The sequence below is a fragment of the Acinetobacter sp. TY1 genome, from assembly GCF_048551395.1.
In the GTDB taxonomy this organism is placed as follows: Bacteria; Pseudomonadota; Gammaproteobacteria; order Pseudomonadales; family Moraxellaceae; genus Acinetobacter.
Map to the genome: position 1 here is coordinate 112631 of NZ_JBLYZK010000002.1, position 15335 is coordinate 127965.

At 37.4% G+C, this 15335-nt stretch carries 14 protein-coding genes and 1 tRNA gene; 2 read left to right on the forward strand and 13 right to left on the reverse strand.

Annotated features, from left to right (window positions below):
* Window positions 1–60: 60 nt before the first annotated feature.
* The 4 genes from ACK2M2_RS01950 to pyrC form a co-directional block, all read right to left on the reverse strand.
* Window positions 61–996, reverse strand: coding sequence for a hypothetical protein (locus ACK2M2_RS01950; RefSeq protein ID WP_409512140.1), 936 nt, complete (start codon window positions 994–996; stop codon window positions 61–63).
* Window positions 997–1214: 218 nt separating this feature from the next.
* A tRNA-Glu gene (locus ACK2M2_RS01955) sits at window positions 1215–1290 on the reverse strand.
* 20 nt (window positions 1291–1310) lie between these two features.
* Window positions 1311–1970 (reverse strand): ribonuclease T, encoded by a 660-nt coding sequence (gene rnt, locus ACK2M2_RS01960; RefSeq protein ID WP_409512141.1) that lies wholly within the window; start codon window positions 1968–1970, stop codon window positions 1311–1313.
* The gene (pyrC, locus tag ACK2M2_RS01965; RefSeq protein WP_409512177.1) at window positions 1955–2989 is read right to left on the reverse strand and encodes a dihydroorotase; all 1035 of its coding nucleotides are present in this window, start codon (window positions 2987–2989) and stop codon (window positions 1955–1957) included. The genes rnt and pyrC overlap by 16 nt, the downstream gene beginning before the upstream one ends.
* Window positions 2990–3590: 601 nt before the next feature.
* Here pyrC and ACK2M2_RS01970 point away from each other — a divergent pair.
* Window positions 3591–4601 carry a L,D-transpeptidase family protein gene (locus ACK2M2_RS01970; RefSeq protein ID WP_409512178.1) on the forward strand — a complete coding sequence of 337 codons (1011 nt, stop codon included), beginning with the start codon at window positions 3591–3593 and terminating at the stop codon, window positions 4599–4601.
* A 360-nt stretch (window positions 4602–4961) separates the two neighbouring features.
* On the opposite strand, the gene argG is transcribed toward ACK2M2_RS01970, so the two are convergent.
* The 9 genes from argG to lipA all read right to left on the reverse strand — a co-directional run bounded on the left by argG (window position 4962) and on the right by lipA (window position 13651).
* Entirely contained in the window at window positions 4962–6302 is a 1341-nt protein-coding gene (gene argG, locus ACK2M2_RS01975; protein ID WP_409512142.1) for an argininosuccinate synthase, read from the reverse strand.
* Window positions 6303–6558: 256 nt separating this feature from the next.
* Window positions 6559–6912, reverse strand: a complete 354-nt coding sequence (locus tag ACK2M2_RS01980) for a hypothetical protein (RefSeq protein WP_409512143.1) — start codon at window positions 6910–6912, stop codon at window positions 6559–6561.
* A gap of 358 nt (window positions 6913–7270) precedes the next feature.
* Window positions 7271–7786, reverse strand: a complete 516-nt coding sequence (locus tag ACK2M2_RS01985; RefSeq protein ID WP_409512144.1) for a tetratricopeptide repeat protein — start codon at window positions 7784–7786, stop codon at window positions 7271–7273.
* A gap of 122 nt (window positions 7787–7908) precedes the next feature.
* Complete coding sequence (locus tag ACK2M2_RS01990) at window positions 7909–8262, reverse strand: DUF3325 domain-containing protein (protein WP_409512145.1); 354 nt, start codon at window positions 8260–8262, stop codon at window positions 7909–7911.
* Entirely contained in the window at window positions 8259–9971 is a 1713-nt protein-coding gene (locus tag ACK2M2_RS01995) for a PepSY-associated TM helix domain-containing protein (protein WP_419345949.1), read from the reverse strand. The genes ACK2M2_RS01990 and ACK2M2_RS01995 overlap by 4 nt, the downstream gene beginning before the upstream one ends.
* 1 nt (window position 9972) lies before the next feature.
* A complete protein-coding gene (locus ACK2M2_RS02000) occupies window positions 9973–10311 on the reverse strand; it encodes a hypothetical protein (protein ID WP_419345950.1) in 339 nt (112 codons plus the stop codon).
* 220 nt (window positions 10312–10531) lie between these two features.
* Window positions 10532–11782: an acetamidase/formamidase family protein gene (locus ACK2M2_RS02005; protein WP_419345951.1), complete on the reverse strand. Its 1251-nt coding sequence runs from the start codon at window positions 11780–11782 to the stop codon at window positions 10532–10534.
* 273 nt (window positions 11783–12055) lie between these two features.
* Window positions 12056–12442, reverse strand: coding sequence for a carboxymuconolactone decarboxylase family protein (locus ACK2M2_RS02010; RefSeq protein WP_419345952.1), 387 nt, complete (start codon window positions 12440–12442; stop codon window positions 12056–12058).
* 195 nt (window positions 12443–12637) lie between these two features.
* Window positions 12638–13651: a lipoyl synthase gene (lipA, locus tag ACK2M2_RS02015; protein ID WP_409512150.1), complete on the reverse strand. Its 1014-nt coding sequence runs from the start codon at window positions 13649–13651 to the stop codon at window positions 12638–12640.
* 200 nt (window positions 13652–13851) lie between these two features.
* On the opposite strand from lipA, the gene sthA reads away from it, so the two are divergent.
* Window positions 13852–15267, forward strand: coding sequence for a Si-specific NAD(P)(+) transhydrogenase (sthA, locus tag ACK2M2_RS02020; protein ID WP_409512151.1), 1416 nt, complete (start codon window positions 13852–13854; stop codon window positions 15265–15267).
* The last annotated feature ends 68 nt before the right edge of the window (window positions 15268–15335 follow it).

Genomic DNA, 15335 nt, shown 5'->3' on the forward strand with positions numbered 1-15335 from the left:
AGAGGATAAAAATTGGTATTTTATCCTCTTTCTTATTTATATCACTCAAAACTTGACTGTTTAGGCTTTGGCTTCTGCATATATATTCGCTTGAATCCAAAGATTGCCACGAATATATTGTCCAATTTCAAAATCTTTAAAAGCTGGATTTTGTGTGGCAATACGAATTAGTGTTGCAGGCTGATCTTCTTCTAAAATTAGTGTGACATCATAGAGTGTAAATTCAGATTGTTGAAATTCAGTCTGTGTTTTGCCGACAATTTTGCCTTGGAACCATGCTTCATCTTCCTGCCCAAGGGTTTCGCCATACAAATAAGCCACCATTTTGGAAAAATCGACAGTGACGGGTGCTTTATCATCTTCAGATTTTGGCTCCCATGCATCAATAAGTTCTTGCAAATTGGCAGGTGCAACCCCGTTATTTTCTGACAAAATTTCATTTAAAGCACGATGATGTTTAATTGAAGCTGGATCATCGACAATGATTTGCTCATGATCAGATACTTTTTCCAATTCATAAGCAAAAGCATTGAGTTGAACTTTATAGGTTTGATTTTTTTTATAATTGGCATGATTGACACTATATAAGCTGTCAAAAGCATACACTGTACTATTGGCATTGAGCTTGAGGCTTAAAACAGCTTGCGTATTTGATTTGCAGGTAATAATGCGTTCAATCTCTGCATGCATCGTATAAGGGCTTTCAAAAAATGGGAATGCTGTTTTAACCGCTTTCGGTTTCCCATCTTCAACGGCAATCACTTGTGCAATTTGAATGGTTTGCTGCTGTGGCCCTTGAATGAGCCAAATGGCTTGATCCATATCGCATTCTTGTGAGCAGATGCCCATAGGCATAACAGGGGAATTGAGAGCTTCACCCATCCACTTAGGTACATCAGTTGAGGGGTGTTCTGTTAGCAGCGACCAGTGTTCTACATGGCTGCCAAAATTCTGATCTTCAATGATTATAATTTCAGGGCTGTTGTGATTATTCATGTGCACAGAGTCAATTGGGTGAACTTACATTATTAAATCGTGGGTGTTTGGTTTTTTTCAAGTGTAAATGTAAAAATTAAGCCATATAGGCTAATATTTATATATGGTTTGTTGATTAATTGAACATTAAATAAAAAAAGTCGTCCAAAATCTATTCTAAGATAAGTAGAAAAAATAATAAGATAAGAGAGGTGATATTTTTACAGCGAAAAAATAGATGGCGTCCCTACGGGGATTCGAACCCCGGTTACCGCCGTGAAAGGGCGATGTCCTAGGCCTCTAGACGATAGGGACGTTTAGAAGATGACGGTATCTTAGTGATCCGTCATCAAGGTGTCAAGTAAGTGAGGTGCGAGTTTGTTCAAAATATAGCAAAACAGTTCAGCAGTCTTTTGAGTATCGTATAAAGCAGAGTGTGCTTCTTTACCATCGAACTCAATTCCAGCTTGAATGCATGATTTTGCGAGTACCGTTTGTCCAAACATCACAGCACTTAAGGTCACAGTATCAAAAACAGAAAAGCTATGAAAAGGATTCTGATTTTTAGTGCCTGTACGTGCAATTGCGGCTTTGACAAAGCCGAGGTCGAAATGAGCGTTATGACCAACAAGTACGGCATGCGTACAGTGTTGCTGTTTACGAACTTCATTGACGGCTTTGAACATGCGTTTAAGCGCTGTTTTTTCGTCTTCTGCCATTGCCATGCGCATCGGGTTAAATGGATCGACACCAATAAAATCAAGCGATCTACGATCTAGATTTGCACCTTCAAATGGATTGATATGTGCATGATGTGCTTGACCTGGAACAAATTTTCCTTCTGCATCATAAACAATAGGAATGCATGCAATTTCTAGCAATGCATCCGTATCAGAATTAAAACCTGCAGTTTCAACATCAACAACGACGGGTAAAAAACCACGGAAGCGTTGACCAATTACAGGTTGTATTTCAGTTGTCACACCTTTCTCCAATGGATGGTTTTTCCTGCATAGAGCGGGATAATTTTTTCACCATCCAAGTAGTCTAAACTTTCAGGAATTACCTGATCTTCTTTCACGAGGGTAATTGTACTCGTATTTCGTGGCAAACCATAGAAGTCTGCACCAAAGTGACTTGCAAAGCCTTCTAAACGCTCAATACGACCCATTTGATCAAATGCTTGTGCATAAAGCTCAATCGCGGTTGGTGCGCTGTAGCAACCTGCACAACCACAGGCATTTTCTTTAGCATCTTTAGAATGTGGCGCGCTGTCAGTGCCTAAGAAAAATTTAGGATTACCACTGGTTGCCACTTCAAGCAAAGTTTGCTGATGTGTTTGGCGTTTTAAAATAGGTAAACAGTAAAAATGAGGTTTTACGCCACCAACCAACATATCATTACGGTTAAATAATAAATGCTGTGGGGTAATGGTTGCTGCAACATTACGATCTTGCTCAAGAACGAAGTTTGCTGCTTCACTTGTGGTGATGTGTTCAAGTACCAATTTTAATTTCGGAAATTGTCTTAAAAGTGGGGCAAGTACTTCATCGATAAAACGTTTTTCACGGTCAAAAATATCGACATGATTATGTGTGACTTCACCATGTAATAACAATGGAACTTGATGCTCTTCAAGTTGCTCAATGACGCTATATACTTTACGAATATCGCTCACGCCATTGTCTGAATTCGTGGTTGCACCGGCAGGGTATAATTTAATTGCATTTACAAATGCAGACTCTTTGATTTTTTTGACTTCATCAGGTGTTGTGTGGTCTGTAAAATACAACACCATACGTGGGTCAAAGTGAACGCCTTCAGGGACATGCGCCATGATTCGTTCACGATAGGCATTTGCTTCTTCAACAGTTTTTACAGGAGGAACTGTATTTGGCATACAGATAGCACGGGAGAATTGACGCGCTAAGTCAGGAACAGTACGTTGCAAAGCAAGTCCATCACGGAGGTGAGCATGCCAGTCATCTGGCTGAAGCAGAGTAATCGTGTTCAAGGCAATTATTACATCAAAAAATAAAATAGATAATAATCGATTCAACACAAAAAGATAACCGCAATTTGTATTATTCGAGCCGTTTTTTTAATTTTAACCAACTGTTTTATTATGGATAATGCTTCTAATATTTATTTAGATATAAAGTATTTTATGGTTGGAAAAATTTCATATTAAAGTACGAATAATATTTGTAAAATCAATGAAATTCAGGCAGATTGAGCAAAATGTGAGTTTTATAGGATAAAAACCACTAATTATCTAAAATAATATTAAAAAAGTGTGAAATTATTCATGTTTGTGACTATAATTTTGTCAAAGGACAAGGAATGTTCTCTTGTTTAATATAAATAGCCAGCTGAAATAATATCAGCCTATTCATGTGTTTTGGTATTTGAAATGCTGAATTTCTATGTTTGAGGAAAATCATCTTCTGTATAGGTGAGACAGATTTTTGAAGTCATATTGAATAAATTGTGAATGTAGGTATTTAATTTTTTAAAATTTAATTTAAGAGATACGTATTCTTTTAAATCATTAGAGAAGTTTTATGGGTATTTTTGAGTCAAAGATTAAACGATTAACAATGTGCATTATTTTTATGGCATTGCCTGTACATTCTTTTGCAAGTGTGAAAAATGAAGTAACGAAAACAGTTGTGCAAAGTATAACAACACAAAGTGCTGAAAAAGTTGCTCCGCCTGTTGCAAAGGTCAATTGGACGTTAGAGAGTATAAATAACGCTACTTGGGGTAATTTGGGGCGTGGTCAATTTCCAACCTATGCACGTGCACAAGTAATGTTGAATAATTTACATGCTTCACCTGGTGCAATCGATGCAAAAAGCGGTAAGAATTTTCTAAAAGCACTTTCAGCTTATCAGCAGATGAATGGTTTTCCTGTAACGGGCGAGTTAACTAAACAAACATGGGATAGTTTAGTTTCAAAACAAAAGACTGCGGCGTATGGAACATACACGATTACAGCACAGGATTTGAAAGGCCCTTATGCGAAAAGTATTCCACGTAATTATGCATTACAAGCCAAAATGCCAGGTTTGTATTACACCCGTGTCACCGAAATGTTAGGTGAAAAATTTCATATTGATGAAGAGTTTTTACGTCATTTAAACCCGAAAGTAAGTTTTAAAACTGTCGGTGAAAAAATTATTGTCCCGAATGTACGCAATGATTTACCTGCCGATGTGAGCCTCATTGTTGCGCATAAAGGGGCAAGACAACTTTATTTATTTAATACTCAAAACCATTTGATCGCATCATTTCCAGCGACCATTGGTGGATCAGATACGCCATCGCCAAAAGGAACGCATAAAGTCGTAAAAGTTGCACCGAATCCTTATTATGGTTATTCGCCGAAAAACTTTGTGCAAGGTGGCAATAAAAAACCGCTGACTTTACCACCGGGACCAAATGGACCTGTTGGAAATATTTGGATTGCACTGAGCAAACCCTCTTTTGGTATTCATGGTACTCCCAATCCATCATTAATTTCAAAAACAGCATCGCATGGTTGTATTCGCTTGACCAATTGGGATGCAAATGATCTTGGTCGTAAAGTACAGTCGGGCGTTGTGGTTAAATTTCTTGAGTAATTCATATGTAAAGGCATCTTCTGTTGCGGCACCCTTGATATGGTGGAACATACTTGTTTTTAAAAGATTTTAAAATAATTGGAAATATCTGATACAGAATCCTAAATGAGTCATATTTATTTTTGATATTTAAAAAAAACAGCACCAGAATTATGAGGGTGTTTTAAATCAGATTCTCATCTTGATTAGAACGATCAGTCTGAGTTACTTGTATTTTGGAAAAATAAGTTAGTCAAAGGTTATGGAGTGCACGAGTTTGATGATGTGGCTTAATTAATTTTTAACGTATTATTATAAAAATGAGACATCAAAAAACCGCCATTTTGGCGGTTTTTTGTTTAATCAATTAGATTAAATGTATTAGTTTTTATCTTTAAGTTGTGGTACAGCAGAACCTGAACCAACAGCCAATAGACCAGTATTTGTATAAATACCTAATTTTGCACGAGTATCTGTAATATCCAAGTTGCGCATAGTCAATTGACCAATACGATCCATAGGAGAGAACATAGAATCGCCTTTTTCCATCGTCAAACGCTCAGCTTCATAAGTAAGGTTTTCAGACTCAGTGTTCATAATCGTATAGTCATTACCACGACGAAGTTCTAAAGTCACAGTACCAGAGATTGCTTTTGCAACCCAACGCTGTGCAGTTTCACGAAGCATAAGCGCTTGAGAATCGAACCAACGACCTTGATAAAGTAGGCGACCTAAACGTAAACCGTTGATACGGTATTGTTCAATAGTATCTTCGTTATGAATACCTGTTACAAGACGTTCATAAGCAATATGAAGAAGCGCCATACCTGGAGCTTCATAAATACCACGAGATTTTGCTTCGATGATACGGTTTTCGATTTGATCCGACATACCTAGACCATGACGGCCACCAATACGGTTGGCTTCAAGAATGAATTCAACTGGATCTTCAATGCGTTTGCCATTTAATGCAACAGGGAAGCCTTCTTCGAAAGTGATTGAAACTTCTTCAGCTTCAATTTTTACATCTTCTTTCCAAAATGCAACGCCCATGATTGGATCAACGATTTTGATACCAGCATCGAGGTATTCTAGATCTTTTGCTTCATGTGTTGCACCCAACATGTTTGAATCTGTTGAGTAGGCTTTTTCTTTTGACATTTTATAGTCAAAGCCATTATCGATAAGGAATTGTGACATTTCCGCACGACCGCCAAGCTCATCAATAAAGGTCTGGTCTAACCAAGGCTTATAGATTTTAAGCGCAGGGTTGGTCAATAAACCGTAACGGTAGAAACGCTCAATATCGTTACCTTTATAAGTAGAACCGTCACCCCAAATGTTAACGTCATCTTCTTTCATTGCAGTTACAAGCATAGTACCTGTAACAGCACGACCCAATGGAGTCGTATTGAAATAAGGTACGCCACCTGTAGAGATGTGGAATGCGCCACATTGAATTGCAGCAATACCTTCTAATGCAAGTTGTAAACGGCAATCGACTAAACGTGCAAGAACAGCACCATAAGCCTCTGCTTTACGTGGAATTGCATCATAGTCATCTTCATCAGGTTGACCTAAATTTGCTGTATAAGCATAAGGTTCTGCGCCTTTTTGTTTCATCCACAATAAAGCTGCTGAAGTATCTAGACCACCAGAAAAGGCGATACCGACTTTTTTGCCTACTGGTACATTCTGCAAAATCGTTGCATTATCAGTCATTGCTAATCCTAACTATTTCGAAATAGGCACCACACATGGGAGCCGGAGAGAATTTTATATATTCGGTATTGTAGCACTTTTAAAAGTAGATGTTTTCTTAAAAAGCTAGCGAAAACTTAAAAAATGATATTTTTGACGACCGATAAAAACGATAAATCGTGTTTTTTTGATAGCTCATCGGAGAATCTAAGATATAAAAAAACCACCGAGGCGGGTAAGGCGCTTGAACAATTTATTTTTTTAAAAATGCTATGTTTTAACTCAGTAGTTGAATATCAACATCGTAGCGTTTGAATTCGGCGATTATTGTTTCTACAATTTTCAGCATCATGTCGTGTTGGAATTTAATTGTATGAAATTGCTGATTATGACTATTAAAAAAAGCTGCATTTTCAACATGCCATATGTTTTCATCGTTTGATTGATAGATTTCAATAGAGCGTGGTTGAATACTATCTGAGAGTTGAATAGGCAATACTGAGCGAATGCTTAATCGGATGGGTTGAGTTGTATTTTGTTCGACTGAATTTAAAAAAGTGATCACCCAATTGCCGACTTTTTTCAGGTACATAGGGTTGTCAAAAGTATCAAATTGAAGAGACAAAGACATAGCTTTCAGATGAGTAAAAGAGGTATAGAGATAGATATAAAGTGTTCTTTGTCTCTTGTGGATACATCCAAAGTCGCAAAAGATTTTTAGGTAAATCAAACTTGATTTAGAATAAAATTGTAAGATTTTGAATTTTAATTAATTTTTACTTTATGATTGATTTGATCATGCGTTCTTTAAGTTTTTAAAACGCTAAAAACCAATAAAATTACTCTAAATTTGGCAGCATATTTTAGAAAGTCAGTTAGGGATATTTACATCAGGATCAACTTTTTTACGATTTTAAATCAGCCTTTTGTCTCACGGTAGTGCTTTGAGATAGATTTGGAGAGAGAAGGCTGATTGTATTAGGCAGAATTTATTGCAGATCAGCTTGTTGAGCTTGGTCTGCCCAAAAATCAGCTTTTTCATCATCAATATCGACACCTAAACCATGTTCATAAATCGCAACAAGATCACGCATGGCTTGCACTTCACCGAGTTTTGCAGCTTGTTCGAGCATTTCGATTGATTTAGCAATGTCTTTTTCAACCACATCACCACGACGGTAAAAATTGGCTAGCTCAAAAATTGCAGCAGGGTGTTGCTGTTTGACTGCTTGCTCTAGCCAGCGATGTGCATGTTCAAAATAAGTTTTTGCTTCAGCAGGATCTTCTTCTAATAGATCTTTGGCATAGGCTGTATAGCCTTCGCCTAACCAATACATTGCCTCAACATGTCCCAATTGTGCAGCTTTTAGTGCCCATTCTTCAGCTAATTCTATGTGGTCATCATTTTCACTTTGCATATAAATTTCTGCGAGTTCAAATTGAGCTTCACGGTTGCCCGCCATTGCACGGTTATAAAGCTCGGGAGAAATTGGAAGATCAGACATAATAAAATCACAACAATAGAATCGCTATAGCGTAATGCTTTGTATAAAAAAAGCCAATCCGAAGATTGGCTTTAATGCGTAAAAATAAAAATACTTAAAATTTAAGTATTAAAGTTTAAGTATTAAAATAAGGCTGAAATCAGGCAAGCATTGGCGAGTAGAAGGGTAAATAAGCCAATTTTTTTACAAAACTGAGGGTAATAACTCAAACACAAACCACTAAAGAGCGCTGCAAAAGTGAGAGTCCCAATCCAATAACTGATATACGTACTCCAATGTCCTTGTGTCGTACATAAGACAAGGGTAAGAATAAGTAAGACCCAACCTGCAATTTTAAAAATACGAGTATGTAATGGTTTGAGTTCATGGCCAAAAATCTGTTTTTGATGTTTAGACATGCTTGCAGCAATAGAAAGTAAGCCTGCACTATTGATCGACCAAATAAATAGAAACCAAATGAAAGTTGAGTCAATCATGCTGTTCTACTCTCCTGAGTTTGGCGAGTGGGAGCTTTTACTTTTTTTGGTAGTCCTTGATGCTTTTTGACTTTATAAAAGCTAAATGCAAATAATATTGCCAATAATAAACACATCAAATCAAAAGTCGCAATCATCCATTGTTCATGAGCAATGCTGTTCCATAAAGCCTGACCACCTGTCATAACGTTAATTATTGGTAATAATAGGTAGGCAAGTGTTGCCAGTCCCAATAACTCCAACCAAGCCTGACGATGCGGTCGTAACATGGCATAAATGAGAGTAAGTAACCAAACGATAAAGAAAGTGCGAATTTCCCAATTGAGACGTAGTTCTAAATCGGCAGGAATAAAGCGATTCGCATAAAAATAGGCAGAACACGCAATCGGTAAACCAATAATGGCTGCAATATTAGTGACTTCAACTACGCGATAGCCAAACGATTTATAACCTTGTTTTTGTTGTTGTGGTGCGCGTTTTACACACCATAAGATGAGTCCTGTTGCAATCATTAATGTCCCCAGAATACCTGAGAAAAATAATAACCAACGTAATGCCAAGTCTACACCACGTGCTTCATGAAGTACTGTAATGACATTGTATATACCTGTTGGAATAGATGGATTTTTCAGTTGAGCATCATCATTGGAGATATCTTTACCTGTCACACCATTGTATTTTAAGCTTGCATACACATTACGATGAGCCACACTTTCGCCGTGTAAAGCACGTAGTTCAATCGTGGCTTTATTCGTGTTGGGTGCAACAATATTAATCGATGCAATTGGATTATTTCTCCACTTTGCTTGTGTTGCAGTAATAATGGGTTCTAGTGCTGTTAAAGGTGCAGATTGCTTTTGTTGTTGACCTTTTCCACGCCTTTCACCTCGACCTTGCTGATTTTCATTGTCAGAACGCATGTTCTGAGCATTTTGTGCACGATCAGACGGTGCTTTATTTGAACCTTGTTGAATTAGCCCGGCACGTTGATCTTTTAAAAAGTCTTGGCGACTCTCATAAACTTGATTCACCCCCCAAGGCATAAGTGTAAACATTAGTAATAATAAACCACTTAAGGTGATCATTAAGTGGAAGGGAAGTGCAAATACTGCTGTGGCATTGTGTGCATCGAGCCATGAACGTTGCCCTTTGCCTGAGCGGAAAGTAAAGAAATCTTTAAAGATTTTTTTATGTGTGATGATACCACTGACAATAGCGACTAACATCAGCATGGTTGCAAGACCAACAATCCAGCGTGCCCAAATACGAGGCAACCCATATAATTCAAAGTGGAAGCGATATAAAAAATTTCCACCACGAGTATCACGTGTATCAATTTCAGTACCTGTTGCACTGTCAATTGTCACTCGTTCACCGCCCCGTCTTGCTTGTAAGTCTTCACCTTGTTTTCGAATATTTAGTTCAGTTGTGGTTTGACGATGATTTGGAAGTTGAATAGACCAACTGCCAGCATCTGGATAGTTTTTTTGCAAAAAAGCTAAAGCCACTTCTGTTTGCTTAACTTGGGATGTGTCTGGTACAGATTGATGTGTTTCTGGTTTCATCCAAACAGAGATTTCAGATTGGAAAAAACTCAACGTCCCTGTCAGGAAAATTGCATAGAGTAACCAACCTAAAATTAGACTTGCCCATGTATGTAGCCATGACATTGATTGGCGCGGTCCTTCAACTTTGTCATCTATCCGCATATTAGTTCCCTACAAATATCGTTGTTGCCCATAAAATAAGCGTAGGGAGAACAATGCCTAAAGTTGCTTTTAGTGTTTTTTTCACCATAAACACCCAAATAAATGCAGCACAATAAATACAAAAAGCGAGTAAGGTTGCACTAAGTACAGCATCGGCGCGCTGTTCTGCAAATATTTTTGCAATGACGATTGCAGAATAACTTGCTAAGGCGTAACCACCGACAATAGCGAGTAGAAAACGATAACTGATCATTAGACGATAAGTCAGTAATGGGGAAAGATACTTAAAGCGATCTGTATTAAGTACTGTACCTGCATTTAATTCGGGCTGGCTTTGCATAATGCTATGTAAATTTGTGTAAGTATTAAGGCAAATGATAACAATTATCTTTTAGATTTTAAATAGCACATTGATGTTATTAGAAAAGTAATCAAAAAATATTTAAACATATAGTCTTAAGATTCTGAAAAAAATGAACTTTAAATATTAGGATATAAAGAGTGGGATACAACATAACCAAAAACAAGTGATGTTGTATCTTACAATCTGGATATCGTAATTATTTTAAGATGGATGACTCATTTGCAAACTCTTTAAAATCAGCTTTTCTAATTTTGGCATGAATTCCTTTTGTTTTATCAACAACTTGTGAAACCTCAAAATCAGTGGCAGCGCTGAGGTAAGCATAGGCGATTGCTTCATCAATACCATATTCTTTATTTAAGAAACGGATTGCTTCTCGTGTTGATTTTTTCATGGCTTCATCTAAGTCTTCATCTAAACCAGGTGTGATCCAAAATTCAGCATTTTCTGCCAAAGGTTGTTTAATCTCTTTACCTGGAATTTTATCTTTTCCTGCTTTTAATAAAGTGAATTTAAGCGTTGCACGGGCTGAGGCTTCTAATGCAGTCAATGCAACTTCACCATCACCTTGAGCAAAATGACTATCACCCGTATAAAATAATGCACCTTTGACTTGAATTGGATAATAGGCTGTTGAACCTGCACCGAGTTCATTTATATCAATATTACCACCATACATTGCAGGTGGAACTGAGTGAACTGGTTCAGATGTGTTTGCAGCTACCCCCATGATCCCCATAAATGGATACAGCGGAAACCGAATGGCTTTACCATTTTCAGTTTTTAAAACCCCTTCATATTCACCTTGGGTATTTTTTTCAATCGGTGTAAAAATTGAGACATTACCGAAACGTTCAGGATGTTCAGCGGATGCATTTGCTTGTTGCACTTGTTTCGGAAATTCACCAACTAAAGCTCCTTTGCCGTGCCGGTTGGAAATAACACCATAGGGAACACGTGGTTCTACTTTAATGACTTCTACTTTTAAAATATCACCAGGTTCAGCGCCCGTAATTGCAAGAGGGCCAGTGACAATATGTGGGCCATCTTTGTGAAAGTCATGTTTAAGATCCGATGCGGTAATTTTTTGAGCATCGCTGAGAATTTGCTCAGAATTTACACCCTTTGATTTAAAATATTTTTCTACATTTCGCCCTTGGTCTTCAAGTAATCCCTCATGTGAAATGGTATCAAAGGTCACCGTGCTACCCGACGCGACAGTCAGTACTGGTTTTGCATCACGGTTGGGTAAATATCCCCATTGAATTGTTTTGAGTGTAGAAGGAACATAATAATTTCCTTTATATTCACCATCTTTTAATAAGGTCGGCTGATCAGTAATTTGATTTAAAACTTTAAAATTATCATGAGTGACATTTTTAGCATGTGTAACTGATAAACAGAGTAAAGATAAAATTGAAGCTGAAAAGAGTTTAATTTGAGACATAAAAAAGAACCTGTAAAAAAGTAAATACACTGAGCGGTAATCTTTTTAAGCAATCCTTATGCCAAGATAATTTTTTTTTGAATATTATTTAAAAATAACTCAATGAATTTGTATGGTTAATTTTTAAAAATGTATTTTATATTTTTAATTGAGTGCCTGTTGTTATAAGGCGTATAGTTGAATTGTTCAGTGTTTTAATTCAAAAAATCAGCTATTAAGAAAAGGAAGTAAATAAAGTTTTACTTCCTCGTAAATTTAAAAATAATAACTATTTTATTTAGTTTTTTGATATTCATTAATTACTTCAAGTGCAGCTCGAAAAGCTTCTTGTGTTGCAGGTGCACCACAATACGGCAGGCTGTGTAGCAACACTTCCTGAATTTCTTCAACGGTTGCGCCATTATTTAAAGCACCACGAACATGACCTTTCAGCTCAGTTGGACTTTTTTGCGCAGTTAAGAACGCGATAGTTATGAGTGAGCGATATTTACGAGGAAGTACACCTTCACGTTGCCAAGTTGAACCCCACGCATGCTCATTAATCCAATCTTGTAAAGGTTGTGTGAATGGAACGGTATTATCTTGTGCACGTTTCACAAAACTTTCACCCATGACTTCAGTGCGGACTTTTAAACCATTTTCATAATCTTGTTGTGACATTATTTTTGCTCATTGGAAAATGCTCTAAGCATAAAACGATCATCATTCAAATCCATTGGCGAATGGTCGTACATTTTTAGACGGTAAAGTACATAATTTCAGTTATATTTATTTGGAAAAATAGATTTAAAAAGTAAGAACAAAGCCCTCAACAGGTGAGGGCTTTGTTCTTCAATGTTTGAGGCTTATTGACAATTAAGCTTCAATCGTTTGTACCGCAATTTTTTTAGCAGGATCAACTTTACGACGTACCGCAGGAACAGGTTCACCATAATATTGACGATCTGCAAAGTAACTTGAACGTACCATTGGTGCAGCCCAAATATTACGAAAACCAAGTTTTTGACCATGAGCGGTATAACGCTCAAATTCTTCAGGTGTGACAAAACGATCGATTGGCGCATGTTCTTTCGATGGCTGTAAATATTGACCAATAGTCACATAATCTACGCCGTGTGCATGTAAATCATCCAATAAAGAAATGACTTCTTCTTCAGTTTCACCAATACCGACCATCAAACCGCACTTGGTTGGCACATCAGGGCAGTATTCTTTAAACATTTTTAACAAAGTTAAAGAGTGCTGATAGTCTGAACCTGGACGCATGGCTTTATACAAACGAGGTACAGTTTCAATGTTGTGGTTAAACACATCAGGCGGGCATTCCGTCATTATACGTAAAGCTACATCCATACGACCACGGAAGTCAGGTACCAAAATTTCAAGTAAAGTTTTTGGACTTAAGCTACGAGCTTCTTTAATACAGTCAACGAAATGCTGCGCACCACCATCAAGTAGATCATCACGGTCTACAGAAGTAATGACCGCATATTTCAAACCTAAATTTGAAATGGTTTCGGCCATGTGACGTGGTTCATCTGCATCTAAAGCATTTGGGCGACCATGTGCCACATCGCAGAATGGACAACGACGCGTACAGATATCGCCCATAATCATAAAGGTTGCAGTACCACCACCAAAACATTCAGGAAGGTTCGGGCAAGCTGCTTCTTCACAAACGGTATGAAGTTTTTGCGCGCGCAGTGTTGTTTTAATGCGTTGAACTTCATCAGGCGCAGCCATTTTGACACGAATCCAATCGGGCTTTCGAGGCGTTTCAACCGTTGGAATAACTTTTACAGGTATACGGGAAACTTTTTCGGCACCACGCAGTTTGACACCCTGTTCAGGTCTACGGTTCTCTGACATATTCAACTTTTCCACTGTTTTTGACGGACGGGGGATATTTATTGATATTATAGCTGAATTGAAAAATGATAGGGTAAAAACACTATTCATTTACGAAATGTGGTCATCACATAATATATGCAGGGTAAATACAGCAAAATACATAAACTTAGGTCATAATACTGAAGATATATAGACAGAGTTGTGATAAGGAGCTTTGAATGCCACGTAAGAAAGAAATCGTCAGTGGAAGTTTTGTGAAATACGATGCGGTCGTACTTGGCTCAGGACCTGCTGGTGAAGGCGCGGCAATGAAGCTGGCTAAATCGGGCAAACGTGTTGCTATTATTGATGTACGCGAACAGTTAGGTGGTAACTGTACGCATGTGGGTACAATCCCGAGTAAAGCATTGCGTCAAACGGTATCGAGTATTATTCGCTATCAACGTGATCCGATGTTTAAAAAAGTGGGCGACTGGAAACAGTTCACCATGAAACAAGTGTTACACAATGCACATAAAGTGATTCAGCAACAGGTCAATACGCATTCGCGTTTTTATGATCGTAATAATATAGATGTGTATCATGGTCGTGCTTATATTCAAGATCAGAACACTGTTATTATTTTTAGTGAAGATGGTATTGAAGAAACGATCGTATTTAAACAATTGGTGATTGCGACAGGTAGTCGTCCATATCATCCACAAGGTCTTGATTTTAAACATCCTCGTGTATTTGATTCAGACAAAATTTTGGATCTAGATTTTCCTATACATAAAATCATCATTTATGGTGCGGGTGTTATTGGTTGTGAATATGCCTCTATTTTCATTGGTTTAGATCATAAAGTTGACTTAATAAATACACAACATCAGCTTTTAAGCTATTTAGATGATGAAATTGCCGATGCCTTATCTTATCACTTACGTGAACAAGGCGTATTGATTCGTAACAATGAGCAAATTGATTTCCTTGAAACTTTTGATGATCACGTGGTGATGCATTTACAAAGTGGTAAGAAGATTAAAGCCGATGCAATTTTATGGTGTAATGGTCGTTCAGGAAATACAGATGGTTTAGGTCTTGAAAATGTAGGGATTAAACCGAATAGTCGTGGTCAAATTGCTGTCAATGAAAAATATCAAACCGAAGTAGAGCATATTTATGCTGCAGGTGATGTCATTGGTTGGCCATCATTAGCTTCTGCTGCATATGACCAAGGTCGTTGCGCAGGTGCGAACATGAGCGGTGAGGAAGATGTTAAACCTGTAACGGATATTCCAACAGGGATTTATACCATTCCTGAAATTTCATTCTTTGGTAAAACTGAAAGTCAGTTGACTGAAGAAAAAATTCCGTATGAAGTAGGGCAGGCATCTTTCCGTCATTTGGCACGTGCGCAAATTACTGGTGATACAGTGGGCGAGCTTAAAATCTTGTTCCATCGTGATACTTTAGAATTATTAGGTGTACATTGTTTTGGTAACAATGCCGCTGAAATTATTCACATTGGTCAAGCAGTAATGCAAAGTGGTAACAATACCATTAAGTATTTTGTTGAAACTACATTTAACTATCCAACGATGGCAGAAGCGTATCGTGTAGCGACATTAAATGGTATGAATCGTTTATTTTAATTCTAATTAGTTAATTTGATTTTCTAAGTTATATTACTTAGGTGATTAAAACAAAAACCCATAAGCAA

Bases quoted from the DNA above. Each gene is read 5' to 3' on its own strand.
- ACK2M2_RS01950 (WP_409512140.1), bottom strand. From the start codon at position 996: ATGAATAATCACAACAGCCCTGAAATTATAATCATTGAAGATCAGAAT.
- ACK2M2_RS01970 (WP_409512178.1), top strand. From the start codon at position 3,591: ATGGCATTGCCTGTACATTCTTTTGCAAGTGTGAAAAATGAAGTAACG.
- argG (WP_409512142.1), bottom strand. From the start codon at position 6,302: ATGACTGATAATGCAACGATTTTGCAGAATGTACCAGTAGGCAAAAAA.
- ACK2M2_RS01980 (WP_409512143.1), bottom strand. From the start codon at position 6,912: ATGTCTTTGTCTCTTCAATTTGATACTTTTGACAACCCTATGTACCTG.
- ACK2M2_RS01985 (WP_409512144.1), bottom strand. From the start codon at position 7,786: ATGTCTGATCTTCCAATTTCTCCCGAGCTTTATAACCGTGCAATGGCG.
- ACK2M2_RS01990 (WP_409512145.1), bottom strand. From the start codon at position 8,262: ATGATTGACTCAACTTTCATTTGGTTTCTATTTATTTGGTCGATCAAT.
- ACK2M2_RS01995 (WP_419345949.1), bottom strand. From the start codon at position 9,971: ATGCGGATAGATGACAAAGTTGAAGGACCGCGCCAATCAATGTCATGG.
- ACK2M2_RS02000 (WP_419345950.1), bottom strand. From the start codon at position 10,311: ATGCAAAGCCAGCCCGAATTAAATGCAGGTACAGTACTTAATACAGAT.
- ACK2M2_RS02005 (WP_419345951.1), bottom strand. From the start codon at position 11,782: ATGTCTCAAATTAAACTCTTTTCAGCTTCAATTTTATCTTTACTCTGT.
- ACK2M2_RS02010 (WP_419345952.1), bottom strand. From the start codon at position 12,442: ATGTCACAACAAGATTATGAAAATGGTTTAAAAGTCCGCACTGAAGTC.
- lipA (WP_409512150.1), bottom strand. From the start codon at position 13,651: ATGTCAGAGAACCGTAGACCTGAACAGGGTGTCAAACTGCGTGGTGCC.
- sthA (WP_409512151.1), top strand. From the start codon at position 13,852: ATGCCACGTAAGAAAGAAATCGTCAGTGGAAGTTTTGTGAAATACGAT.